The sequence below is a fragment of the Luteitalea sp. genome, assembly GCF_022842525.1.
Taxonomy (GTDB): Bacteria; Acidobacteriota; Vicinamibacteria; order Vicinamibacterales; family Vicinamibacteraceae; genus Luteitalea.
The window spans coordinates 16,704-41,703 of sequence record NZ_JALHPM010000014.1 but is presented as its reverse complement, the minus strand read 5'-3'; the positions used below and the strand labels follow the sequence as shown (position 1 = coordinate 41,703).

Below are 25,000 nucleotides of genomic sequence, written 5' to 3'. Positions count from 1 at the left end.
GTTGACCTGTGGCGCCGGGGGCCGGTTCCCGGTTTCCGGTTCGCTGTTCCCGAATTTCGATGCCCGAGACCCCGTGAGCCCTGACCCTACTTCCGTGGTGACCCTGGACGATGTGACCGTCGTCTACGGGAAGAATCAGGCGCTGGCCGGCGTGGCCGTGCAGTTTCCGGCCGGGGCCGTCGGCCTCCTCGGCCCCAACGGCGCCGGCAAGAGCACGATGATCAAGGCCCTGCTCGGGTTCGTCGTCCCGACGACCGGCCAGATGCACGTGCTCGGTCTCGACGTCCGGTACAAGGCGCCGGAGATCCGGGCCCGCATCGGCTACATGCCCGAGAACGACGCCCACATCCCCGGCATGAATGCGGTCACCTTCGTCGCCTACTGCGGGCAACTCTCCGGCCTGCCCCCCGTCGACGCGATGCAGCGCGCGCACGAGGTGCTCTACTACGTCGGCCTCGGCGAGGCGCGGTACCGCAACGTCGAGACCTACTCGACCGGCATGAAGCAGCGGATCAAGCTGGCCCAGGCGCTCGTCCACGACCCCGACCTGCTGTTCCTCGACGAGCCGACCAACGGCATGGACCCCAAGGGCCGCGACGAGATGCTCGCGCTCATCCACGACCTCGGGCACAACAAGCAGGTCAACCTGATCCTGTCGTCGCACCTCCTGCCGGACGTCGAGCACACCTGCGACCACGTCATCGTGATGGACAAGGGGCGCATCGCCACGCAGGGGCCCATCGCCGCGCTCAAGGGCACCGGCGGCAGCGTCTTCGAACTGCGCATCAAGGGCGACCTGCCGCGCTTCGTCGACGTGCTGCGCACCGAGGGCCTCGAGGCGCACGGCACCGACGACGACGTGATGCGCGTGCTGGTGCCGGCGGGCCGCACCGCGCGCGACGTGTTCTCGCTGGCATCCACGCACGGCGTGCAGGTCCGGCACCTGCGGCCGAGTGTGCCGACACTCGAAGACGTCTTCGTCGACGCCATCGAAGGAGGAGGCAGCCGTGCCCATTCATGACCAGTCGTACCGGCGCTATGCCGGCGAGCGACGCCCGGTCCGCAGCGCGTGGATGGTGATCGCCCGTGCCGGCCTGATGTCGTTCCTGTCGCGCAAGGCCTTCCTCGGCTTGCTGATCGTGGCGTGGATCCCGTTCGTCGTCCGCGCCAGCCAGTTGTTCCTCGCCTCCAACTTCTCGCAGGCGGCGACGTTCCTGGCGCCGAGCGCGCAGACGTTCCGCGACTTCCTCGGGCAGCAGGGCATCTTCGTCTTCCTGATCACCATCTACGTCGGCGCCGGCCTCATCGCCAACGACCGCCGCGCCAACGCCCTGCAGCTCTACCTCTCGAAGCCCGTGACGCGCGCCGAGTACATCCTCGGCAAGATGAGCGTGCTGGCGGTGTTCCTGCTGGCCATCACCTGGCTGCCGGCGATCCTGCTGCTCATCCTGCAGATCGCCTTCTCGGGCAGCTTCACGTTCCTCAAGGACAACACGTCGCTCATCGCCTCGGTCACGCTGTACTGCCTGCTGACCGTCATCGTCATCACCTTCGGCATGACGGCGTTGTCGTCGCTGTCGCGCAGCAGTCGCTTCGTCGGCATCATGTTCGCCGGTGTGCTGATCTTCTCGGATGCGATGTTCAACGCGCTGCGCTTCATCACCGGCAGCACGGCCATCTCGTGGGTGTCCGTCCAGGCCAGTCTCGACCAGGTCGGAGACGTGATCTTCCGTCAGGCGCCCCGGCACCAGACGCCGGTGGCGGTGTCCTTCCTCGTGCTGCTGGCCGTCGTGGTGCTGTCGGCCTCGGTGCTCGAACGGCGTGTCCGCGGCGTGGAGGTGGTGGCATGAGCACGCCCATCGTCATCGCCGAGCACGTCTCGAAGTGGTACGGGCAGGTCATCGGCCTCAACGACGTCAACGTCACGATCCCGACCGGCATCACCGGCCTGCTGGGCCCCAACGGTGCCGGCAAGTCGACGTTCATGAAGCTGATCACCGGGCAGCTCAAGCCGAGCAAGGGCACCGTGACGGTGCTGGGCCAGTCGATCTGGAACAACCCCGGCGCCTACAACCGCATCGGCTTCTGCCCCGAGCAGGACAGCTTCTACGAGCGGATGACGGGGCTCGAGTGGGTCTCGGCGCTGGTGCGCCTGAACGGCTACTCGAGCACCGAGGCGAAGGACGCCGCGTTGCGGGCGCTCGAGGCGGTGGACCTCGTGCCGGCGGCCGACAAGAAGATCGGCGCCTACAGCAAGGGCATGCGCCAGCGCGTCAAGCTCGCGCAGGCGCTCGTGCACGACCCCGACCTCCTCATCCTGGACGAACCGCTGACGGGCATGGACCCGCTCATGCGGCGGCGCACCATCCGCATCATCCGCGAATGGGCCCGCGACGGCCGCAGCGTGCTGGTGTCGAGCCACATCCTCCACGAGGTGGAGGCGATGACGAGCAACGTGCTCCTCATCAACAACGGGCGCATCCTGGCCGAGGGCGACGTGCACGACATCCGCGCGCTCATCGACCACCACCCGCACACGGTGCACATCCGCGCCCGTCACCCGCGCGAGCTCGCCCGCGAGTGTCTGTCGTATCCCTACGTCCGCAGCCTGCGCTTCGAGGGCGACGCCCTCGTGGTCGAGACCGACGCTCCCGACACGTTCTACACCCAGCTGACCACCCTGGCCGCCACCGAGCACTTCGGCCAGATCGACGAGGTCACCTCACCCGACGACAACCTCGCCGCGGTGTTCGGGTATCTGGTCAAGTGAGCGGGAGTCGGGAGTCGGGAGTCGGGAGTCGGGCTGCCAACCGAACGCCGGGGGGCCGCGGCGTCGCCGGTTACCTCCCCTCGAGTGTCTGCAGCAGACGCGTCAGCATCGCGGCGACGCGCTCACTCGTCTCGCGAGGCCGAGCCGCAGTCTCGCCGTTGAGGTACCCGAGCCGCTCGGCGACGACGAGGAGTGAAGAAACTTCAGCGTTCGACCCACGGGCGATTCGCAGGAATCGCACGTACTCCGGTCGGGTCGAGCGTCCGTATCCCTCGGCGATGTTGCTCGACACCGAGACCGCCGCGCGTCGCAACTGCAGCCCGAGTGCGTACAACTCGTTGCCAGGAAAGCGATTGGCGAGCCGAGTGACCTCGACGGCCAACTCGATCGCCACCTGCCATACCTCGAGGTCCTGATAGGTGCGTACGATGCCCATCCACTTCGCACGGAGCAATGGCCATGCCTGCTGAGACGGGGATGCCCTCCACGTCGGCGACTCCCGACTCCCGACTCCCGACTCCCGGCGTGCCGGTGCCCGGTGCCCGAGGGGAGCGGACGCCCCACGAGGCCCCGAGCCTCTCCCTCTGGCGTGCGGCCGCCCGCATCTTCGACCTGTCGCTCGACCAGATGCTGTGGTCGCGGCGCACGGTGTTCATGGCGCTGGTGGTGGGCGGGCCGCTGCTGATTGCGGTGCTCGTGCGCATCATCGATCTCTTCGCCACCAGGGGCAGTGTCGAGATCGAAGGTGTGCAGGTGGGCAGTGCGGCCATCTTCGGGCTGATGGTGTGGGTGTTCTTCCTGCGCTTCGCCGTGCCAGTGCTGGCCGTGTTCTACGGCACGTCGCTGATGGCCGACGAGGTCGAGGACAAGACGCTCACGTACCTGTTCTCGCGGCCCATCCCGCGCGGCGCGGTGCTGCTCGGCAAGTACCTGGCGTACCTGGTGTGCACGGTGGCGGTGGTGCTGCCGTCGGTGGTGCTGGTCTACCTGTTGATCATGTCGCGGCCCGGTGGGTCGCTGGCCGGCGGGTTCATGGACCTGGTCAAGGACCTCGTGGTCATCGTGCTGGGACTCGCCACGTACGGCGCGGTCTTCGCCTGGGTGGGGGCGCAGTTCAAGCGGCCCCTGCTGACCGGCCTGGCCTTCGTCTTCGCCTGGGAGCCCGCCATCCTGCTCATCCCGGGCTACCTGCGCCGCTTCTCGGTGGCCTACTACCTGCAGGGCCTGGTGCCGCAGGCGATGCCGAGCGACGACAGCACGGCCAGCCTGCTGACGTCGCTGTTCCGGGAGTTCCCACCGGTGAGCACGAGCCTGCTGTGGCTGGCGGTCATCACCCTGGCCACCTTGTGGCTGGCGATGCGCACCGTGACGCGGCGCGAGTACGTGCTGGAGCAGTAATTCAGAAATTTGGATTGTTCGTCCCAACCCTGAACGGTCCGGCTTGGAACCTTCGGCTGGCCCCGTACGTTACAGTGGCTATACAGGGGTGATACTCCGATGAGCACTGCAAAGACCCGTTACTTCCTCGTTGGTTCGGCCGCCATCCTCACCGCCGGCCTTGCTGCCGGCACCGTTGCCTACATGGGCGGCATGCCGCGAGCCTTTGCGAGCAATGCCGGCCCCGATGAACTCTCCCTGGTGCCGGCCGGCGCCACGGCCGTCGCCTACGCCAACGTCCAGGGCGTGATGGCCTCCGAGTTCCGCCAGCGCCTCAACGTGCTGATGGACAACGAAGGCAAGGGACGCCAGGAGTTCCAGGAGCAGACCGGCATCGACGTCGAGCGCGACATCGACTCGGTCATCGCCTCGCTCTCGCCCGGCACCGCCGCCGGCACTGACCACCCCGGCAATGGCTTCGTCGCCCTGCGCGGCCGCTTCGACCTCGCCAAGATCGAGGCCCTGGTCACCAGCAAGGGCGGACAGCTCTCCGAATACAAGGGCGCGCGCCTGCTCGTGGCGCATGAAGAGAAGGGCGAGGCGCCGGTCATCGCCCTCGTCAGTGGCGACCTCGTCATCGTCGGCAGCAACGCCGCGGTGAAGGGCGCCATCGACCGCAGCCAGGGCGACGGCTCGGCCAGCATCACCAGCGACGGCGAGTTCGTCCGCATGCTGGAAAGCGTCGACCAGAACTCCACCGTGTGGGCGATTGGCCGCCCGACGGCCTTCGGGGTCAACACCGACGGCAACGAGATGCCCTCGCAGGTCATGGCACAGCTGCCCGAGGTCAAGTGGGTCGCGGCCTCCGGCCACCTCAACGGCGGGCTCACCGCCACGCTCCGCGCCGAAGGCAAGGACTCCGACGCCGGCAAGAACATGCGCGAGGTGCTGCAGGGCATCCTGGCCCTGGCTCGGCTCCAGATGGACGCCAAGCCCGAGCTCAAGCCGCTGCTGAGCTCCATCCAGATCGAAGGCACCGGCAACGGTGTGGCGCTCCACATGACGCTTCCGGCCGAGATGCTCGACGTCATCGTCAAGCAGGCGAGCGCCGCCCGCGACGGTCACCTCGATCACCTCAAGCAGCTGCACCAGCGCGCCGAAGACTAGCGCGCCGTGCACGGCGGGACATGACACGGGCCGGGCGAGGGCAACCTCGTCCGGCCTTCGTCTTTTCTGCTAGACTCCGAATTCCGAACACGCCGCAGACGTCAGCCGGGGCGCACCCGCTGCCGCCTTACGGCCGCGACTCATCCGCATGCCTCGCATGCGGCACTCGGTCATCTCCGACAAGGAGACGGCACTTCAGCCGCGGTCGGGTGTGGTTCCGTCGCTCCCGCGTCGGCGGTCGAGCTCGCGAGCCCCCGATCCGGTCACAGGCATCCGTGAACACTGCTGCGTTCTTCTACGGCACGCTGATGACGGGTTTCGACCGTCGTCGACGTGCGGGCATCGAGGGCAAGCTGCGCCATCGCCGGCGCGGCTCCATCCGGGCCTCGCTGTTCGATCTCGGCATCTATCCGGCCGCGATTCCGGACCCGGAGGGCTGCGTGTGGGGCGAGGTCTACGAGATGGATGACCCGGCCGGCGTCCTGGCCGCGCTCGACGAGATCGAGGGCTACCGCGAGGGGCACATCGATCAGAGCCTCTACACGCGTCACCTCTATCCCGTGCAACTCGACACAGGCGAGACGCTCGACGCCTGGGTCTACTTCTACAACGCCCCGCTCGGCGGCGCGCAGCGCATCGCGTCCGGCGACTACCTGCAGCACGTCCGCGTCAGGTAGCGCGGCGCGCGCCGCTGATAAGCTGGGCGGCATGCTTCTTCGCTCCCTCTGGATGGCGACGCTCGTCGTCGCGACCCTCGCCCTGCCCGTGTCGGCGCAGGACGTCGACCCGCGCGTCGAGACCGTCCTGGCGCAGGTGTCGGCCGAGCGTCTGAAGGCGACCGTCGACGCCCTCGCGGCGTTCGAGACCAGACACACGCTGTCGAGCCAGACCGACCCGCGCCGTGGCATCGGCGCCGCCGCGCAGTGGATTCACGACCAGTGGCGCACGGCCAGCCCGCGGCTGCAGGTGGCCTTCGACGACTACGAGATTCCGGCGCAGGGCGACCGCATCGTGCGGGACGTGCGCCTGCGCAACGTGGTCGCCGTCCTGCCCGGGCGGACGGCGCGCCGCATCGTCGTCAGCGGCCACTACGACACCGTCGCACGCCCCGTGCCGCCCCCGGCGACTGCCGCGTCACTGCCCAGCGCGTCGGGCGGGGCGGCACCTCGCCCGGCGTCGGCCAGCGGCGGTTTCGACTGGAGCGCCGGGGACATCCCCGCACCGGGCGCCAACGACGATGGCAGCGGCACGGCGCTGACGATGGAGGCGGCGCGCGTGCTGGCGCAGAGCGGCCTCGAGTTCGACGCGACGCTCGTGTTCATCGCCTTCGCCGGTGAAGAGCAGGGCCTGGTCGGCGCGCACCTGCACGCGCAGAGGGCGCGCGCGGAGAAGGTCGTGATCGACGCCGTCTTCAACAACGACATCGTCGGCAACTCGCGGGGCGGCAACGGCATCGTCGATGCCGAGACGGTCCGGGTGTTCTCCGAGGGGCCGGAGGATTCGCTGTCGCGGCAGCTGGCGCGGTACATCCAGCGGACCGCGGCGCGCTATGTGCCGTCGCATCGCGTGCGGCTGATCGCGCGGCACGACCGCTTCGGGCGCGGCGGCGACCACACGGCATTCAACCAGCGAGGCTACGCCGGCGTGCGCTTCAGCGAGGCCAACGAGCACTTCGGCCGGCAGCATCTCGTGGCGGACACCCCCGACGGTGTCGACGCGGTGTACCTCTCGCGCAACACCAAGGTCAACGTCGCGAGTGTCGCGTCACTGGCACTCGCGCCGGCTGCGCCGGCTGTGACCACCGAGCGGGGCGTTCCGCTGCTGGATCGCAGTCCGTCCGGCTACGATGCGCGGCTGCGCTGGCGCGCCGCAGACGGCGCGGTGGGGTATCGAATCTTCTGGCGGGAGGCGTGGACACCCGACTGGCAGTTCGACCGGCACGTGGGCAACGTCACCGAGATCGTGCTGCCGGACGTGTCAGTGGACGACTACGTGTTCGGCGTCGCGGCCATCGGGCCGGGCGGCCACGAGAGCCTGGTCTCGGCCTACGTCAACCCGCCGCGGACGGCGGTCGACATCAAGGTCAAGTAGCTCGAGAATTCAGGCGCGTTTCACTGACATTCAGAATGCAGAATGAAGCGCGGGGCGGGGCTCCGCCAGGCTGCCGCGGAGTGACGTGAGGCCACGAACGCGCGCCCCCGGTTCCTTCTGAACCTTGGATTCTGAATGGCGAGGCCAGTCCGGACCCCGCGACCTACGGACCCGCTGCGGGAGCCTGGCGGTGCCCGCCCCGCGCTCCATTCTGAATCTTGAATTCTGAATGGCGAAGCGGTGCGGATTCCGCGGCCTGCGGCCCGCTGAGGGAGCCTGGCGGTGCCCGCCCGGCGCTCCATTCTGAATCTTGAATTGTGAATTGCTGAGCGGTGCGGACCCCGCGTCCTGCGGCCGGCGCTGCGGCAGCCTGGCGTTGCCGGCCCCGCGCTTCATCTTGAATCTTGAATTCTGAATGGCGAAGCGGTGCGGATTCCGCGGCCTGCGGCCCGCTGAGGGAGCCTGGCGGTGCCCGCCCGGCGCTCCATTCTGAATCTTGAATTCTGAATTGCGGAGCGGTGCGGACCCCGCGGACCCCGCGGCCCGCACTGCGGGAGCCTGGCGGTGCCGGCCCCGCGCTTCATTTTGAATTTTGAATTCTGAATTGTTCAGTGGATATCGCCGTGCTCGGCGGTGATCACGGCCGAGCCGACGCGCTCGAGGAACCGCTCGATGGCCATGCGCGCCAGGGGCGGCACGTCGAGGAACTCGACGCCCGAGGTGTACACGACGAGGTGGTCGTCGAGGGCCCGGACGCTCGCGTGGCAGACGCGGCCCTTGAGCACGACGGTCTGCTCGCCGAGGTTCAGGCGAAACGCCCGCACCGAGTTCACCCGCAGGGGCTCGGGTGTTTCCACCCGGGCGCCGAGCGGCGACAGGTCGCTCACCGACAGCGGTCGGTAGACGGTGACCTCGCCGCTGAGGCCGTTCGGGATCGGAATACGGGGGCGCTGGCGTTGATCCATGGGTCGCGTCGGAGCCGGGGGCGCTCCTGTCCGGAATCGGCAAGAGACCGTCCCGGCTCCAGCCTAGAATAGCCCGGTGTCCCAGACCTTCCACAATCACATCGATGGGGTGTGGGTCCCGGCCCGGTCTGGCGCGACCTACGAGAACCGGAATCCGGCCGATCGCGACGACCTGATCGGCCTCTTCCCGCAGTCGGGGCAGGCCGACGTCGACGCGGCGGTGGCCGCCGCGAAGAAGGCCTTCGCGAGCTGGCGGCTCGTCCCGGCGCCCGGGCGGGCGGAGATCCTCTACCGCGCCGCGCAACTGTTCAAGGAGCGCAAGGACCGCTTCGCCGACGACATGACCCGCGAGATGGGCAAGGTCCTGGCCGAGACCGCGGGCGACGTCCAGGAAGCCATCGACATGAGTTACCTGATGGCGGGGGAGGGGCGGCGGCTCTTCGGCCAGACCACGCCGTCCGAGCTGCGCAACAAGTTCGCGATGTCGGTGCGCCAGCCGATCGGGGTCTGCGGCATGATCACCGCCTGGAACTTCCCGATGGCCGTGCCGTCGTGGAAGATCCTGCCGGCCCTCATCTGCGGCAACACGGTCGTCTTCAAGCCGGCCGAGGAGGCGCCGCTCACCGCCATCAACTTCGTGCAGACCCTGATCGACGCCGGGCTGCCCCCGGGCGTGGTCAACCTGGTCATCGGTGATGGCCCCGGGGCCGCCGCGCCGATCGTCGAGCACCCGGACGTGGCCGTGGTCTCGTTCACCGGCTCCACCGAGACCGGCCGCCGCATCAACGAGACCTGCGCCCGCACCTTCAAGAAGGTCCACCTCGAGATGGGCGGCAAGAACGTCATCATCGTGATGGACGACGCGAAGCTCGAACTCGCGGTGGATGGCGCGGTCTGGGGCGGCTTCGGGACGACGGGGCAGCGCTGCACGGCGGCCAGTCGGGTTGTCGTGCACGAGCAGGTCTACGACGAGTTCCTCGAGCGCTTCGCTGCACGCGCGGCGCACCTGGTGGTGGGGGATGGCCGCCGGCCCGGGATTCAGATGGGCCCGTCGATCCACGAGGCGCAACTGGCGAAGGTGATCGAGTACGTCGGCATCGGCCAGGCTGAGGGCGCCAGGCTCGTGCTCGGTGGATCGCGGCTCACGACAGGCGACTACGCCAGAGGCTGCTTCCACGAGCCGACGATCTTCGCCGACGTGACACCGACGATGCGCATCGCGAAGGAAGAGATCTTCGGCCCCGTCGTCTCGGTGCTGAAGGTGGGATCGCTCGACGAGGCGATTGCCGTGGCCAACGACGTCGCCTACGGGCTGTCGGCCGCGATCTACACGCAGGACATCAACACCGCCTTCACCGCGATGCGTGACGTCTACACCGGGCTGTTCTACGTCAACGCGCCGACGATCGGGGCCGAGGTCCACCTGCCGTTCGGCGGCGTCAAGGCCACCGGCAACGGCCACCGCGAGGCGGGCATCGCCGCGCTCGACGTCTTCAGCGAGTGGAAGTCGATCTACGTCGACTTCAGCGGCAAGCTGCAGCGGGCCCAGATGGACACGGAACAGCTGTAAGGACGCCGAACGCCGAACGCCGAACGGCGGAAGGCTGAAGTACGAAGGCCGACGGCCGAATGAAGAAGGCCGTCAGAACGCAGAACGGGCCCGATGGGGACGTCCCCGCCGGGCCCTTCGTGTGTTCCGTCAGCCCAGGTCGCGTTGCGACCGGAGGCGGACTAGAAGTTGAACTTCACGCCGAAGCGAACGGCGCGGAAGGTCTGGAACGAGTTGTCCATGCCGTAGGCGGTGTCCTTGCGCTGCGGCGCCGCCGGATTGTTCAGGTAGGCGTCGTAGTTGGCCGTGATCCCGTTGGTGAGCACGTAGTTCAGCGCGCTCGGCTCGTCGGTGACGCTGGCCGGCAGGCCCAGGGTGGCGATGCTGGGGTTGACGCCGGCGTTGTTGCTGTAGAAGCCGAGCACGTTGGCCTCGTCGAACAGGTTGAGGATGTTCAGCTCGAGCGCCACCGAGCGGCTGCCGAAGCGGATCCGGTGCGAGAGCATCAGGTCCGTGTTGGTGAACATCGGCGTGCGGCCCATGTCGTTGCGACCGTAGGCGACCGCCGCGGCGTAGAACGTGTAGAAGGTCGTCTGCGGCGTGCCCGACTGGAACGTCGTGAAGGCCGCCACGTTGGTCGACTGGTTCGCGCCCCAGTTGAAGAGGTACGAGCCGAACAGGTTCAGCACGTGCGGGCGGTCGGTGGCCAGGACGCCGTTGTCGGGCGTACCCGCCGTGGTGAAGCCCAGGTGCGGCAGGTCGAAGAAGCGGTTCACACCGGGTGAGGTGCGGCCGTTCTCGTCCGAGCTCGCCAGACCCGAGTAGTTGCCCTGGAGCTTGCTGTAGGTGTAGGCCGCCGTGAACTGGAAGTTGTTGGCGAACCGGCGCTCGAGACGCGTCTCGAGCGCGTCGTAGATGCGCTCGGGCTTGGTCGTCTTGGCGTAGCCGAACTGGCGAGCCGTCTCGGCGTGAAGGCCCTCACCGGGGTTGCCGATGATGTACGCCTCGGAACCCTCGGCCGTCGGGAAGCCCGCGTCCTCGATGGCGTGGTCGACCGACTTGCGCGTGTAGCGGACGCTCAGGAGGTAGGAGCTGAGGAGCTCGCGCTCGAGGCCAGCCGTGAACTCGGTCTGCGTGAACGGCTTCAGATCGGGGTCGACCTTGCCGGTGTAGATGTCGGCGTTGGGGTCGTTGGAGGCGATGCGGAAGTCATACTGGCAGCGCGACAGGCCGGTCGAGTTGACGATCGGGCACTGGCCGCCAAGCACGTCGGTGTTGCTGCCGAGAATGCGATTGATCGTGTAGAAGTCGTACGCCACGTTGCCCGGCATGATCTCGAAATAGTCGTTCCGGAAGAAGTCGCCACCGAACGAGCCGCGCGGCAGCTCGAACTTGAGACGATCCTGGAACTTGTTGAAGCTGGCGAAGATCTTCGTGCGGCCGTCGCCGGTCAGGTCGTACGCCACGCCGAGGCGGGGCACCACCTTGTCGCCGAAGCCGAAGTTGATCGGCGGCGCGAAGCCGTTGAACGAGGGCAGGTCTTCCTTCTCCATGCGCACGCCGGCGTTGATCGTCAGGCGGTTGGTCGGCTGCCAGCGGTCCTGGAAGTAGATCGAGTTGGCCGTGTTGGCGGCCGCGCCGACCGTGCCGAAGCGCTGGATCACACCGGCGCCGATGGCGCCCGGCGTCACCGGGTCGTTACGGCCGGTCAGGTCGTTGATCGTGAAGCCGTACGACAGGCTGACGATGCCGTAGGGCACATAGCCGGTGTTGACGTCGTTGGCGACGCGCGAGTACTGGTGACCGACCTTGAACTCGTGGCGACCCGCGAAGCCGTCCACCAGGAACGCCGCGCTCGAGTCCACCGTCCAGCGCTCGGAGCTGTCCTCGAAGCGCTGCGAGTTGGTCGGGAAGCTGTCGAAGCCGAGTCCGCAGCCCGCGCCGGCCGGCGGCGCGTTGTTGATGCAGCGGAAGCGCGTCTCCTGCGGGATCATCTTCGAGTTGAGCAACTCGTTCAGGTAGCCGCGCGAAACGCGCGAGCTCAGCACCAGCTTGCTACCTGGCGTCCAGGTGGCCCCCACCGAGAAGTTGCCGCCGTCCTGCTTGCCGCCCTGCTTGGTCGTCAGGTCCGGCCCCGTCAGGATGCCGGTGGATCCGCCGAAGTTGACCGACGGCGGAGCGTTGCCCAGCGAGATCTGGCTGTGCGGGAAGATGCCTTCCTCGATGTACGGGTTGTAGGTGTAGGTGCCCGTCAGGCGGACGGTGTTGGACGGCTGTGCGTCCACACGGCCCTGGAAGTACTCGGACTTGCGGTTGCGGGTGTAGGTCTGCTCGCCTGTCTTCGTGCGCGTGCGGGGATCGGAGCTGAAGTACTCGGTGGTGCGCGTCTCGTCGAAGATCTGCGGCGAGTAGCTGGCGAAGAACCACGCCTTGTCACGCAGGATCGGGCCGCCGACGCCGAGCACCGGGTAGTAGTTGGTGTACTTGTCGGTCTTGTCGTTCAGGTACTCGTTGACCTGGACGAAGTTGGCGCCCGTGCCGCTGCGGAAGCGGTTCAGGCGGCCACGCGGGTCGCCGTTCAGGCCATCGGACTCGAACTCGATACCGCCCAGGCCGCGGAACTGGTTCGTGCCGCTCTTGGTGACGACGTTGATCACGCCGCCCGTTGCGCCGCCGAACTCGGCGTTGAAGCCGGACGTCTTGATCGACATCTCCTGGATGAACTCGAACGGCAGGTTGTTGTTGACGTTCAGTACGCCGGTCCGGAAGTTGCCGGTCTCGAGGCCGTCAATCATGAACGAGTTCTCGGAACCGCTGGCACCGTCGATCTGGAAGCCGCCGCTCAGGGGCTCCTGCCGAGCTGCCGGGGCCAGCTTCAGCAGGCTGGTCATGTTGGTGCCCTTGGGCAGGTTCTCGATGGTGGCCGCCGTCACGTTGGTCTGGATGGTCGTCTGCGCCGTGTCCAGGCGGACCGACGAGGCCTCCACCGTCACCTGCTCGGCCAGCCCGCCAACGCTCAACGAGACGTTGACCGACGATGTCTTGCCGATCGCCACCTGCAGATCGTCGACCACGGAGGTCTTGAAGCCCTGCAGGGTCGTGGTCAGGCGGTACGTGCCCGGGGACAGTGCTGCGAATGAGAACTTCCCCTCACCGTCGGTGACCGTCATTTGGTTGACGGCGCCGCCCTCGATCTTGACGCTAGCGCCCGGAATCGCCGCGTTGGACGTGTCGATTACCGTACCCGCTACGCGCCCAGTCGTTTCCTGGGCCATCGCCGGGGCTGCGCAGAGCACTGCGGCTAGCAGCGCCCAGATTGCGCGACGAATCATGTCCTACCCTCCCTGAAAAATTCACCAGGACCCCACTGGATGCGGGGTCGGGTTGACCAAGGGAGGCGTACGTCCCTCCCTGGGACGAGAGGGTACCTGCACGGTGTGTACCGGATTTCCTGAGTGACGGAAACGTGACTATTCGCGCCGCTCAGCTGCCAGAGCGCGAAAGATCCATCATTCCGTATGATGAATCTTCAATAAATTGGACATTTAGGGGGCTGAGGTGGTGCCTGCGCATGATGGAACGGTGATCATCAGGGATTACCTGTCATCACGGCCAGTCGGGCCGTCGCCACGTCGTAGGCGACCCGGGCCTTGTGGGCCTCGGCGGTCGCGCTGATCTCCCGGAACGCTGCGTCGGCCGTGGCCAGCTCCCGGAGGTTGACCAGGAACTGGGTGGAGTCACCGAGGGCGAAGCGGTCGCGTTCGGCCTGCTCCAGTTCCCGGGCCACGAGCACCTCCGCCGCCACCACCTCCACGACGTCGAGGGCGGCGGCGAGGGCGCTGGCCGCATCCTCGATCTCGGCCCGGACGCGGTCCCTCGCGAACCGCAGCTCGGCATCGAGTCGGGCCAGGTTGGCCAGGGCCGTACGCTGGAGGCCTTTCCCCTGGCGCCGCTGCACGGGCAGGACGAACGTCGCCCCCGCATCGAGTTCGGCACCCCGGAGGGTCCGGGACCCATCGCCGGCGTCCTTCGAGACCTCGGCGAACAGGTCGAACGTGGGCAGGAGTTCGTTCCGTGCCAGCTCGAGCGTGATGGTCTGCTGTTCCCGGGTGAGCTCGATGGCGCGGACGTCCGGCCGGTTGGCCAGGGCGAGTCGCAGGTCGGCCTCGATCTGCTCGCGGGTGATCCGCGGCGGCGGGGGCGGCATGCTGCCCGGGACCTGGCTGTCACCTGGCCTCAGCATCGACCCGTCCACCGCCCGCAGGTAGAGCGACACGTTGATCGACTGCCGTTCCGTGCTCCGCCGCGCGCTGATCACGCCGCTCTGGCGTTGCAGGATGGCCCGCCGGTTGTCCACGCGCTCGACCGGGGCGACCGAGCCGAGCGCGATGGCGTCGGCCAGGTCGCGGTCGCGCACCTCGGCGATCTGGAGCAGCCGACTGGCCACGTCCTGCTGACGACCCGCCGACACCCAGTCCCAGTAGCGCAGCGCCGCCTCGCCGAGGAACCGCAGGCGCGAGGCCGCCACGCGCTGGTCCGCCAGCTGGAGACCGAGATCCGTGCGAGCCAGCGCCCCCCGTCGACTGTCGATGGCCCGGTTGCGCAGGAGGGGGAGCGCGACGCCGCCCTTCCACTCGCCGTCGGTGAGGGTCTGGGCCTTGCCGTCGTAGGGAGCAAAGGTGCCACGCCCGAGCCGGTAGCCGCCGAAGACGTTGGCCCCGGCAAAGGTGAGGGGCTGGTAGAGGCTGACCGCCGCGGACTCGTTGTCATACACCTCGCCGCGCTGGACGTCGCCGTTGGCCTGCAGCCGCAGGTCGAATGCGCCACGCGCCGACAGCGCATCGCCGGCCGCCGCCTCCTGCTCCTGCCGCGCCGCATCCAGCAGCGGGAACGCGCGATCGACCGTGGCGAGCACCTGTTCCACCGTCAGCGGGGTCTGCGCGGCCACCGGCGTGCCGGCCACGGCGACCCACGCCGCAGCCGCCGCCACGAGGGCGCGACGCGTCACTTGGCCCCCTTGACCTTGATCACGTTGCCGTCGGAGGACTTGTCGGCCCCCGGGTCTTCGAGGGCGACCACCGGCGGGAAGCCGTTGAACTGCCGCCACAGCTCGTAGCCGAGCGACACGATGTCGAGCAGCACCCAGCCGTTGGCGCGCACGCCCTGGCGCAGGTACTGCGCCGACGGCCACGGCTCGTCGTTCGGATCCGGTTCCACCAGGACGCGGAACTTGCCCATCCCGTCATCGGTGGCGTCCACGAGCATCACGCGCCCGCCGAACGTGCCGACGGCCACCGACGGCCAGCCGCTGAACTGCAGCGCCGGCCAGCCTTCGAACTGCAGCCGGACGGTCCGGCCGGCGCTCACCATCGGGACGTCGTTGCCATTCAGGAACAGCTCCACCACCGTCCGTGTCGTCGTCGGCACGATCACCACGAGCGTGGCGCCGGCCTTGAGGAACTCGCCGTTCTGGCGGGCGACGACGCGCCACACGGTGCCGTCGACGGGGGCGGCCACCTTCTGGGTGGACTGGCGTGCGACACGCCCGTCCAGGCGCGTGAGGTCGGCGCGGGCCTTGGCCAGGTCGCTCGCGGCCGAGGCGTGCGAGGCCCACGCCTCGTCGATGCGGGTATCGCCGTCGGCATCGGTGCGCAGGCGCTCCTGATCGAGCGAGCTCTGCTCGTGCCGCGCCGCATTGAGTGCTGCGACGGCGCGATCCACTTCGGCGACACGCTGCGCGGCTTCGAGTTGCGCCAGTTCGACGAAGCGCGTGGAGGTCAAGCCCTTCTTCTCGAGGGCCTGCTGGCGTTCGAGATTGAGGTCGGCCGTGACCTTGGCCGCCTTGGCCGCCGACAGCGCCTGGTCGGCGGCGGCGACGCGCTCGCGGGCCATGCGCACACGCAGGTCCGCGGCCGAGACGCCCGTGGACTGCGTGCTGCGCAGCCCGCCGACACGGTCCTCGATCGCGCGCATGCGACGTTCCGTCTCCGTGATGGTCCGGACGAGGGAGTCGCGCTCCTCGTTCAGGCGCTGCATGATCGACGGGTCGTTGTCGGTCAGGTCGACCAGCGGGTCACCCTTCTTGACCATCGTGCCTTCGACCACGTGCCACTGCACGATCCGGCCGTCAATCGGCGCCTGCACGTTCTGCGGCCGGTCCTCGGGGTTGTAGGCGATGACGCGGCCCGTGCCCGGGATGTTCTGCTGCCACGGGGTGACCACGAGCAGAATCGCCGCCAGGCCGATCAGGATGATCAGGAGACGCGCGAGGATCCGGGACGCCCGCGGGGCGTGCAGGGCCTGCAGCGCGACCCGTCCCTCGGTGCGCCACTGATTGGATGTCTTCACGGGCTTCATGCCTTCACCTCCCCACCCTCGCGGCGGCCCTCACCGAGGTGGCCGCCCTGGAGCGTGATCACACGCGAGCACCGCGCCAGCAGGTCGGGCTCGTCGGTGATACAGACGAGCGTCCACGGCGCATCGGGGCTGAACAGCAACTGCATGAGATGCAGTCGCTCGCCAGAGTAGTCGATGTGGTCCAGCGCGCCGTCGATGACCAGCAGGCGCGGCTGCCCGGCGATGGCGCGCGCCACCATCAGGCGCCACGCCTGCCGCGAGGACAGCGGCCGTCCATTGGGATGCAGTTTCGTCGACAGTCCCTCGGGCAGGGCCAGCAATTCGTCGTGCAGGCCGACGCGGCGCAGCGCGTCGTTGATGTCGGCAAGGCTCAGGTCGTCGCGGCCCAGGCGGACGTTGTCGATCACCGTGCCGGGGAAGACCTCGATGTTGCGAACCAGGGAGACACAGTGGCGCAGGTCGGCCAGCGGGATGTCGCGCGTGTCGAACCCGTCGATGAGCATCGCGCCCCGATTCGGCGCCCGCAGCCCGAAGAGGACGTCCGACAGAGTGCTCTTGCCCGACCCCACGGGGCCCGTCACACCGATGCGCTCACCTGCGGCAATCTGCAGGCTGGCGATGTCCAGCGCCGACGTGTCGCTGTCGGGATACGACACTTCGACCGAGGTCAACGACAGGCTGGCCGGGCCGGAGGGCGCCAGTGTCGCTTCGCCGCCCGCGTGCTCCAGCGGCAGATCGACCAGCGCGCCGAGCTTGTCGATGGCCGCGACCATGTCGTAGAACACCTCGAGCTGCTTGCCGAACTTCGTGAACGAGCTGACCATCAGCGCCACGATCAGCTCGCTGGCCACCAGCTGGCCGAGCGTGAGCTGACGCTCGATGACCAGCCACCCGCCGATGCCGAGCAGCAGCGAACTGGCCACCGCCTGCAGGGCGAACGACCCGATGATCTGCCGGAGCAGGATCTTGAAGTGCTTGGACCGGTAGGCCAGATAGTCCTCGAGCAGCGCCTGGGACCGCCGGGTGGCGAACTCCGGGCCGCCCTTGGACTTGAAGGTCACCAGATGCGCCGCAATCTGCTCCAGCCACGCCTCGAGCGCGTACTTGGCCTTCGACTCCCCGATGCTCGTGGCGATGGCGCCGCGGCCGAGCACGAAGACGATGAACAGCATCGACGCGACGATGAGCACGTCGAAGGCCAGCAGCCACGGGTGATACAGCGCCAGCAGCACCATGCCGATCGTCGTCTGCATGACGATGCTGAGACCGTCGATGAGCAGCAGCGCCGCCGACTTCTGCACGGTGACGACGTCGAAGAAGCGATTGACCAGCTCCGGGCCGTGGTAGCGGTCGAAGGCCTCGGCGCGCACGCGCAGCAGACGATGCGTGACGTCGATGGCGGTGCGGGCAAACAGGCTGCGCTGGATGATTTCGACCACGCCGGCGCGCAGCGCGTTGATGGCCGCCGAGAAGCCGAGACCGACGGCCACCAGCAGCGTCAGCACCACGAGCGGCTGCATCGCCGAACCGAAGGCGATGGTGTTGACGAGCGACTGGACGGCAATCGGCACGACCAGCGACAGCAGGCCGATGACCACCGAGTAGACGACGGCGACCCAGAGCGTCTGGCGCTCGCCCTGCAGCAGGGCTCGCAACCTGGCGACGGGCGCCATGGGCTGGTCGCCACGCGAGCGCATGGCCGACAGGGGCGCGACCGATTCGGCGAGCATCCAGCGCACGTGCGCGCTCGTGTCGGGCAACCCGAGCTGCATCGCGAGATCGCGCGCCGGCACCGTGCGCGGGCGCGGCGACTGCATCGGATCCACCACGGTCACTTTGGAGCCGCGGGCGCTGAGGATGGCCACCGGCGCCAGGCGGTCGTCCCGCGTGCCGAAGGTCAGCCACGGATGGGACGGCTCGGCGTCGCGGATGACCTCATCGAACGGGCGGTCGACGGCGATGCCGTCGAGGCCGACCTGCTGCAGCACCCAGATCAGCTGGTCGACAGGGCGTTCGGCGGCCCGCTGTTCGAGGCGTCGGATGGCGCTGTCGAGCGTCTCGGCCGAGACCTCGACATGGTGCGTGGCGAGCATCCAGCGGATGAGGGCGCGCCAGGCGGAGGCGTCGAAGGGGGCGGCGGCGTGTGGCGTGATCATTGTTGACTGGTGTTAATGTGCAAATATTTGCACATAAAGACATACGCGATGAATAAGACGCCTGTCAACCGAGAACGGTCGCTCGGGAGAGGAAGGGGGGACGGGCCGACATGCGGAATGCCGAAATGCCGGAATGCCGGAATGCCGAGGGCAGAAGGCAGAAGGCAGAAGGAGCAAGGAGGAAGGACGATTCCGGGTACGCGTGGGCGTGAGGCGGTTTGACGGCCGTCGGTGCTCCGACGTACTCTCGTCGTGTTCTCACATGCATATATCTGCATCTGACTCTGCCTTGATAGACGCCATGCCCCAACGTCATCTGGTCGCCAAGGAACTTGGCCATCTCTTCAGCGTCTTCAGCCATCCGGATCGCATCCGGATCATCGAGGAGTTGCGTGACGGAGAGCGCGATGTGAACGCGCTGCAGACGGCCCTGGACGTGACCCACTCGCGGACATCGCAGAATCTCGCCATCCTCCGCGCCAACCGGCTCGTCGCCGAGCGGCGGGAGGGGCGTCACGTCTTCTATCGGCTGGTCAACCCCGACATCGCACGATGGGTCCTCGAAGGCCTCCGCTTCATCGAAGAGGATCCCGCGCAGGCCGAACGCCGCCGCACGGCCATCCAGGAGGTCCGCCAGCTGTGGCGGCCCGAACCGGACGGCTCAGCGTCGTAGGGGGCGCGCCTGCAGACGCACCCGCGCCTGCGTCTTGAAGAAGCGGTCTTCGGCGGCGTAGTCCTTGTGCACCGGCGCTTCGAGTACCTGCTGGAACAGCCGTTGCGCCTCGGCCGGGCGCCCCTGCTCGGCGAACAGCTCGCCGAGGAAGAACAGGCTCACCGACGACTGCGGGTTGTAGGTCAGCGACTTCCGCAGATGCTGCTCGGCCTTGGCCGCGCTGCCGCCGAACAGGCCGGGGACCTTGTGATACCAGCGTCCCAGGGCGCGGTCCGCGGACCCCTCCATGAACGAGGGGTCGATCCGCAGCACGCGCTCCAGGGCCTGCTTGATGCGGGTCCGGTACTTGAGTCCCTGCCGAAGGCCGTACGACTCGGCAAGCGCGCCCATGGTCGCCGCCAGCCAGAAGTGCCCCTCCGGCCGGGCCTCGTTGAGCACGACCGCGTCCGTGGCCGCCGCCAGGCCGGTTTCGAGCCACATGCGGCGTTCCCGCTCCGGCCCCTGCGTCCCGAGAAAATAGCTGGCGCGGGCCAGCTTCCAGCACCCCACGAAGTCCTGCGGCGCGGCGCGATGATGGGCCAGATACTGGTCGGCCGCCTGCCGCGCGGCGACCGGATCCTCACGGCGCGCGTAGAGGGCGTCCGCACTCGCCGGAACCTGAGCCATGGCGTGCGCGTCCACACAGAGGGCCATGGAGGCCGTGAGGTAGACTGACCTGATGCAGATTCTCATCCGTTCCCTGCTGGAGCAGCTTGGAGAAGATCCTAGCAGGGAGGGACTGCTGAAGACCCCGGAACGCGTCGAGAAATCGATGAAGTTCCTCACGAGCGGATACACCGCCGACATCCCCGACATCCTCAACGGGGCCCTGTTCACGGTGGACTACAGCGAGATGGTCATCGTCCGCGACATCGACTTCTACAGCCTCTGCGAGCACCACCTGCTGCCGTTCTTCGGCAAGTGCCACGTGGCCTATGTGCCGCGCACGCAGGTCATCGGGCTCAGCAAGATTCCCCGGCTCGTGGATGTCTTCAGCCGCCGGCTCCAGGTGCAGGAGCGGCTGACCAACGAGATTGCGGAGTGCATCCGCGAGACGATCGACCCGCTGGGCGTCGGCGTCATCATGCAGGGCACCCACCTGTGCATGGCCATGCGCGGTGTCGAGAAGCAGAACTCGGCCACGGTCACCAGTGCCATGCTCGGGACGTTCCGCAGCGACGCCCGCACCCGCGCCGAGTTCCTCCAGCTCGTCAAGTAGCGGCGGTCACGCGGGCGCAACCGCGGCGCGCAGAGACGCAGCGATGGCCGACACGCCATCGGTCAGCGCCGCCGGTCCGGGCTGCAGGATCAGCGACGACCTGATCTCGTGGATGCGGCCGTGTCGAACGGCCGTGATCTCGGCCCATCCCGGACGCGCCGCGATCCGCGCCGGCTGCACGCGCTTGCCGCACCACGAGGCCAGGATGACCTCCGGGTCACGGGCGACGACGTCGGCCGGGGCCACGATCCGGTCCTTCGCCAGTCCTGCCCTCCGACACTCCGGGAAGATCGGCTCGCCGCCAGCCAGCTCGACCAGTTCCTCGACCCACTGGATGCCCGAGATGAGCGGGTCGTCCCACTCCTCGAAGAACACCCGAGGCCGTCTCGGCAGTGTCGCCGCCTGGGCGGCCACTGCGTCGAGGCCCTGCTGCAGCGTGTGCGCCAGCGCCTCCGCCTTCGCCTGCACCCCCACGAGGCTGCCCACCAGTCGCACCGCCTGCAGAATTCCGGCGATGCTCCGCTGGTTGAACGTCATCACCGGATACCCCTGGCGAATCAGTCCGCTGACGATGTCGGCCTGCAGGTCGGAGAAGGCCAGGATGAGGTCCGGCTCGAGCGCCTCGATCTTGTCGACGCGCGCGTGCAGGAAGGACGACACGCGCGGCTTGCTGCGCGCCTCGGGCGGGCGCACGGTATAGCCCGAGACGCCGACGATGCGCGCGCTCTCGCCGAGCAGATAGAGGATCTCGGTCGTCTCTTCCGTGAGGCAGACGATGCGGGACGGGTACACGCGCGTCAGTGGATCCGGCCCGACCCCGGGCGCGAGATCAGCAGGCGCTCGAGGATGGGCAGCAGCGCCGTGCCGCGGGTCAGTACATCCGACTTCTCGAGCAGGGCCAGCTTCTCGACGACGGGCACGTCGAGTGCCTGGCACACGGCGTTGATCAGGGCCTGATCGCTCATGCCCTGCGGCATGCGCACTTCGCCGCGGGCCACCGCCGGCAGGAGGAGCGCCTCCACCTGTCGGCGCAGCCGGGTCAGCGGCATGCGATCGCCGGTCGCGTCGGCCTCCTCGTGCCACCGCACCTGTGCGATCCGGTACGGTGTGGTGGTCGGCGGCTCGCTCACCACCTCGAAGCGCGAGACACCCTGCAGCACGATGTTGAACCGGCCATCGTCGAGCGGTTCGTGATGCACGATGGCGCCGGCACATCCCGTGGCGTAGATGGGCGGTGCGCCGGCCTGCACCTCCTGCCACCCCTCGCGCAGCACCGCCATGCCGATCAGCGTCGACCCGGCCAGCGCGTCACGCGTCATCGCCCGGTACCGATCCTCGAAGACGTGGAGCGGCAGATACACGTCCGGGAAGAGGACGACGTTGGAGAGGGGGAAGAGCGGAATCTGCGAGGGAAGCGTCAAGGACAATTCAGGCTCTCCTGGCCGGCATTCAACATTCAGAATGCAGTGCAGGTCGACCATCTGCCAGGCTCCGCGCGGATCCCGTCTGGTCTCCAGCACGCGACGCCACTCTGTCGTCATGAACGTGCGGCAGAGCCGACCCTGTGGGCCCCGCGCTTCATTCTGAACCTTGAATATCGCGGCACGGGCCCTGAATTACTAGTGCACCGTGCGCGTCTTGTTGTTCATGTAGTCGGTCAGCACGTACTGTCCGAGCGTCATCGGTGTGGTGAAGTACGCCTTGCCGTGGCAGATCTGGGCGACGCGGCGTACGAACGCCATCAGCTCGTAGTCGCGCGCGAGCATGAACGTGTTGATCATGATGCCGGCCTTGCGACAGGCGGCGACCTCGGCAAACGTCTCCGACACGATGTAGGGATCGAGGCCGAAGGCGTTGCGATAGATCTGCCCGTCCGGGCGCGTGATGGCCGACGGTTTGCCGTCGGTGATCATCACGATCTGCTTCATGTCCTTCTTCTGGCGCTCGAGCACACGGCGCGCCAGCCGCAGACCTTCGCGGGTGTTGGTGTAGTACGGCCCCACGCGCACCCGGGCGAGCTGCTCGACCGGCACCTCTTCGGCCGAGTCGTGGAACAGCACGGCGTTGAGGGCATCGCCGGGATACTGGTGGCGAATCAGATTCGCCAGCGCCAGCGCGACACGCTTGGCGGGTGTGAAACGGTCCTCGCCGTACAGGATCATGCTGTGGCTGCAGTCCAGCATCACCACCGTGGCGCACGAACTCTGGTACTCGCCCTGCGTCACGTGCAGGTCGGGGTAGTCGAGCTCGAAGCCCTGCCCGGGTTCGGGCAACCCGTTGCGTCCGACCGAGCTGAGCAGCGTCGCGACGGGATCCAGATTCATCGTGTCGCCGAACTCGTACGGCTTGACGGCACCGCCGGCGTCGATGCCGGTGGCCATGTCGCGGGTGTCGTGCCGACCCGCGCTGCTGCGGCCGAGCGACCCCAGTAGATCACGTAGCGCGCGATACCCGAGGAAGTCGATCCCCTTGTCGGTGACCTCGAACTTCACCGGCGGCAGGTCCGTGCCGTCCTGGCCGCCGCTCAGCGTGCCCTGCTCGGGCTGCGGCGTCAGGTAGCCCTGCTGGCCCATCCGATCGATCAGCTTGTCGAGCAACTGCTCGAGCCCGGACGTGCTGTCGCCGTCGGCCGGCTCGCCGAGCAGGCGCTCCATCTGCTCGGGCGACAGCAGGCCGTTGGACAGCAGGGCCTCGATGATGGCGTCCTGCAGTTCCTGCCGCGTGTGCCCGTGCGCGTTCGGGTCCGGCTCGTAGGGGTTGTCGAACCCGCTGGCGAGCAGGAGGTCGGACAGCTTCGAGAGCAGCTGCTCGAGGTCGATGCCCTCGAGGTCGTCCGGGATGAACTTCGTGTATTTGTATTTCACTGTCGGCCTTCGTGTGCCGGGTCCGGCGCTTTGCGTCGACCTGAAGGTCGACGCCTACCGCCCTTGGCGGAGCCATCAATGGCCTTGCCTGCGCGTTGTTACACGGCGTCACTGCGGCAATAACGAGTGCTGATGACGTGCCGAGCGCTCCGCGGCAACTGTAGCGGTCGACCTTCAGATCGACCGATCTCAGTTGTAATACCGCCCCCCGCCGCCCCCGGCGCCGCCGAACCCGTCATCGTCGTCGTCGGCGAGCTTGCGTTCACGTCGCTTGTCGGCCTTGCCGCCGCGGCGCACGGGTTCTTCGCCGGCGGTGTACGTGCCCGCCTCGGTGCGACTGATGCGCTTGTGGGCGTGCAGCCCTTCGAGCACGAAATCGAGGGCCGAGGCGATGAGGGGCGCCGGGGCATCCTCGGGCAGGCCGAGTGCTTCGGGCGCGTCGGTCAGGCCCTGCACCTTGCGCGTCTGATCGAGCAGGACGGCGGCCGACGCGGTGTCGTCGAGCTGCAGCGACCCGCCCATGTCGAACCACTCGATGGCCTGGCGGAAGTTGACCGACCCGAGGTGGGCATCGAAGATCTGGCCGATGGCGGCGCGGATGATGTCGGCGGCGACCTTGTCGGCCCCCTTCAGTTCGCCCTCGTACTCGAGCTCGAGCTTGCCGGTGATGGCAGGCAGGGCCGCGTAGATGTCGGAGACGCGCGGCACCGCGAGGGCTTCATCGTGCAGCACGGCGCGCCGCTCGGCGTTGGAGACGACGTTCTCGAGCACCGAGATGGGCAGGCGCTGGCTGACGCCGGACCGCTTGTCGACCTTGGGCTCCTTGCGGGCCTGGAAGGCGACCTCCTCGACGATCTCGCGGATGTAGCGCGGCACCTCGATCGAGTGTCCGCCGTCGGTCGTGCGGGCCGTCCATGCCTCCTGTTCGGTGATCGCCACCCCCTCCTCGAGCGTCGAGGGATAGTGGGTGCGGATCTCCGAGCCGATGCGGTCCTTGAGCGGCGTGATGATCTTGCCGCGCGCCGTGTAGTCCTCGGGGTTGGCGCTGAACACGAGCAGGATGTCGAGCGGCAACCGCACCGGGAAGCCCTTGATCTGCACATCCCCCTCCTGGAGGATGTTGAACAGGCCCACCTGGATGCGTCCGGCGAGGTCGGGCAGCTCGTTGATCGCGAAGATGCCCCGGTTCGCTCGCGGCACGAGCCCGTAGTGCATCGTCAGCTCGTCGCCGAGCGCGAGCCCGGCCCGGGCGGCCTTGATCGGGTCGATGTCCCCGATCATGTCGGCGATGGTGACGTCCGGCGTGGCGAGCTTTTCGACGTAGCGCCGATCGCGCGGCAGCCAGTCGATCGCCAGGTCGTCGCCGGCTTCGGCCACGCGATGACGCCCGAACGCGCTCAGCGGCGCGACGGGGTCGTCGTTGATCTCCGAGCCGGGCACGACGGGGATCTCGTCGTCCAGCAACGTGGTGAGGGCGCGGAGCATGCGGCTCTTGGCCTGGCCACGCAACCCGAGGAGGATGAAGTGGTGCCGCGCCAGGAGGGCGTTGACCACCTGCGGCACGACCGTGTCGTCGTAGCCGAGCACACCGGGGAAGATCGGGCCACCCGCCTTGAGGCGAGCCAGCAGGTTGTCGCGGAGTTCGGATCGCACGGGGCGTCGCGCGACGCGTCCGGCCGCGATCTCCCGCTTCAGCGCGCCAAGCGTTGTCGGTCGGGACATGGGGCGATAGTATCAGGTCGATTTTGTCGAGCCGGCATGGCTCTGGCGAGC

The 25,000-nt window shown here is 68.0% G+C and carries 21 protein-coding genes; 10 read left to right on the top strand and 11 right to left on the bottom strand.

From position 1 onward, the window contains the following. Positions 1 to 73: 73 nt before the first annotated feature. Genes Q0C41_RS04935 through Q0C41_RS04925 form a run of 3 tightly spaced genes read left to right on the top strand, consistent with a single transcriptional unit; the run spans position 74 to position 2,770 of the window. Positions 74 to 1,021: an ABC transporter ATP-binding protein gene (locus tag Q0C41_RS04935; RefSeq protein ID WP_291981474.1), complete on the top strand. Its 948-nt coding sequence runs from the start codon at positions 74 to 76 to the stop codon at positions 1,019 to 1,021. Further along, positions 1,008 to 1,850 (top strand): ABC transporter permease subunit, encoded by an 843-nt coding sequence (locus Q0C41_RS04930; protein ID WP_291981473.1) that lies wholly within the window; start codon positions 1,008 to 1,010, stop codon positions 1,848 to 1,850. Before Q0C41_RS04935 ends, Q0C41_RS04930 begins: the two co-directional genes overlap by 14 nt. Next, positions 1,847 to 2,770, top strand: coding sequence for an ABC transporter ATP-binding protein (locus Q0C41_RS04925; RefSeq protein WP_291981471.1), 924 nt, complete (start codon positions 1,847 to 1,849; stop codon positions 2,768 to 2,770). The genes Q0C41_RS04930 and Q0C41_RS04925 overlap by 4 nt, the downstream gene beginning before the upstream one ends. 70 nt (positions 2,771 to 2,840) lie before the next feature. Here the strand turns inward: Q0C41_RS04925 and Q0C41_RS04920 are convergent, their stop codons facing one another. Continuing rightward, entirely contained in the window at positions 2,841 to 3,206 is a 366-nt protein-coding gene (locus Q0C41_RS04920) for a four helix bundle protein (protein WP_291981469.1), read from the bottom strand. 41 nt (positions 3,207 to 3,247) lie between these two features. On the opposite strand from Q0C41_RS04920, the gene Q0C41_RS04915 reads away from it, so the two are divergent. The 4 genes from Q0C41_RS04915 (at position 3,248) to Q0C41_RS04900 (ending at position 7,405) form a co-directional block, all read left to right on the top strand. After that, positions 3,248 to 4,168 (top strand): ABC transporter permease, encoded by a 921-nt coding sequence (locus tag Q0C41_RS04915; RefSeq protein ID WP_291981467.1) that lies wholly within the window; start codon positions 3,248 to 3,250, stop codon positions 4,166 to 4,168. A gap of 99 nt (positions 4,169 to 4,267) precedes the next feature. Next, a complete protein-coding gene (locus tag Q0C41_RS04910) occupies positions 4,268 to 5,314 on the top strand; it encodes a DUF3352 domain-containing protein (RefSeq protein ID WP_291981465.1) in 1,047 nt (348 codons plus the stop codon). 275 nt (positions 5,315 to 5,589) lie between these two features. Next, on the top strand, positions 5,590 to 5,991 hold the full coding sequence (locus Q0C41_RS04905; RefSeq protein ID WP_291981464.1) for a gamma-glutamylcyclotransferase: 402 nt from the start codon (positions 5,590 to 5,592) through the stop codon (positions 5,989 to 5,991). 31 nt (positions 5,992 to 6,022) lie between these two features. Beyond that, positions 6,023 to 7,405, top strand: coding sequence for a M20/M25/M40 family metallo-hydrolase (locus Q0C41_RS04900; RefSeq protein ID WP_291981462.1), 1,383 nt, complete (start codon positions 6,023 to 6,025; stop codon positions 7,403 to 7,405). Positions 7,406 to 8,013: 608 nt separating this feature from the next. Here Q0C41_RS04900 and Q0C41_RS04895 read toward each other — a convergent pair. Further along, positions 8,014 to 8,370 carry a PilZ domain-containing protein gene (locus Q0C41_RS04895; RefSeq protein WP_291981460.1) on the bottom strand — a complete coding sequence of 119 codons (357 nt, stop codon included), beginning with the start codon at positions 8,368 to 8,370 and terminating at the stop codon, positions 8,014 to 8,016. Between the two features lie 76 nt (positions 8,371 to 8,446). Here Q0C41_RS04895 and Q0C41_RS04890 point away from each other — a divergent pair, with 76 nt between their 5' ends. Then, entirely contained in the window at positions 8,447 to 9,940 is a 1,494-nt protein-coding gene (locus Q0C41_RS04890) for an aldehyde dehydrogenase family protein (protein ID WP_291981458.1), read from the top strand. A 161-nt stretch (positions 9,941 to 10,101) separates the two neighbouring features. Here the strand turns inward: Q0C41_RS04890 and Q0C41_RS04885 are convergent, their stop codons facing one another. From Q0C41_RS04885 to Q0C41_RS04870, 4 genes are all read right to left on the bottom strand, one after another. Beyond that, positions 10,102 to 13,251 carry a TonB-dependent receptor gene (locus tag Q0C41_RS04885; RefSeq protein WP_291981457.1) on the bottom strand — a complete coding sequence of 1,050 codons (3,150 nt, stop codon included), beginning with the start codon at positions 13,249 to 13,251 and terminating at the stop codon, positions 10,102 to 10,104. A 257-nt stretch (positions 13,252 to 13,508) separates the two neighbouring features. Then, positions 13,509 to 14,927 carry a TolC family protein gene (locus Q0C41_RS04880; RefSeq protein ID WP_291981455.1) on the bottom strand — a complete coding sequence of 473 codons (1,419 nt, stop codon included), beginning with the start codon at positions 14,925 to 14,927 and terminating at the stop codon, positions 13,509 to 13,511. Beyond that, on the bottom strand, positions 14,924 to 16,267 hold the full coding sequence (locus Q0C41_RS04875; protein WP_291981453.1) for an HlyD family efflux transporter periplasmic adaptor subunit: 1,344 nt from the start codon (positions 16,265 to 16,267) through the stop codon (positions 14,924 to 14,926). The genes Q0C41_RS04880 and Q0C41_RS04875 overlap by 4 nt, the downstream gene beginning before the upstream one ends. Before the next feature lie 5 nt (positions 16,268 to 16,272). Beyond that, a complete protein-coding gene (locus Q0C41_RS04870; protein WP_291981451.1) occupies positions 16,273 to 18,432 on the bottom strand; it encodes an ATP-binding cassette domain-containing protein in 2,160 nt (719 codons plus the stop codon). A gap of 301 nt (positions 18,433 to 18,733) precedes the next feature. On the opposite strand from Q0C41_RS04870, the gene Q0C41_RS04865 reads away from it, so the two are divergent. Next, complete coding sequence (locus Q0C41_RS04865) at positions 18,734 to 19,105, top strand: metalloregulator ArsR/SmtB family transcription factor (RefSeq protein WP_291981449.1); 372 nt, start codon at positions 18,734 to 18,736, stop codon at positions 19,103 to 19,105. On the opposite strand, the gene Q0C41_RS04860 is transcribed toward Q0C41_RS04865, so the two are convergent. After that, positions 19,094 to 19,771, bottom strand: coding sequence for a TRAP transporter TatT component family protein (locus tag Q0C41_RS04860; protein ID WP_291981447.1), 678 nt, complete (start codon positions 19,769 to 19,771; stop codon positions 19,094 to 19,096). The genes Q0C41_RS04865 and Q0C41_RS04860 overlap by 12 nt on opposite strands. A gap of 52 nt (positions 19,772 to 19,823) precedes the next feature. Between Q0C41_RS04860 and folE the strand changes: the two genes are divergently transcribed. Next, positions 19,824 to 20,363 (top strand): GTP cyclohydrolase I FolE, encoded by a 540-nt coding sequence (gene folE, locus Q0C41_RS04855; protein ID WP_291981445.1) that lies wholly within the window; start codon positions 19,824 to 19,826, stop codon positions 20,361 to 20,363. A gap of 6 nt (positions 20,364 to 20,369) precedes the next feature. Here folE and Q0C41_RS04850 read toward each other — a convergent pair whose 3' ends face one another. The 4 genes from Q0C41_RS04850 to Q0C41_RS04835 form a co-directional block, all read right to left on the bottom strand. Further along, complete coding sequence (locus Q0C41_RS04850) at positions 20,370 to 21,155, bottom strand: cobalamin-binding protein (RefSeq protein ID WP_291981443.1); 786 nt, start codon at positions 21,153 to 21,155, stop codon at positions 20,370 to 20,372. A 5-nt stretch (positions 21,156 to 21,160) separates the two neighbouring features. Continuing rightward, positions 21,161 to 21,790 (bottom strand): LON peptidase substrate-binding domain-containing protein, encoded by a 630-nt coding sequence (locus Q0C41_RS04845; protein ID WP_291981442.1) that lies wholly within the window; start codon positions 21,788 to 21,790, stop codon positions 21,161 to 21,163. A 192-nt stretch (positions 21,791 to 21,982) separates the two neighbouring features. Then, a complete protein-coding gene (locus Q0C41_RS04840; RefSeq protein WP_291981440.1) occupies positions 21,983 to 23,227 on the bottom strand; it encodes a VWA domain-containing protein in 1,245 nt (414 codons plus the stop codon). A 189-nt stretch (positions 23,228 to 23,416) separates the two neighbouring features. Beyond that, positions 23,417 to 24,949, bottom strand: coding sequence for a hypothetical protein (locus tag Q0C41_RS04835; protein WP_291981438.1), 1,533 nt, complete (start codon positions 24,947 to 24,949; stop codon positions 23,417 to 23,419). Between the last annotated feature and the right edge of the window lie 51 nt (positions 24,950 to 25,000).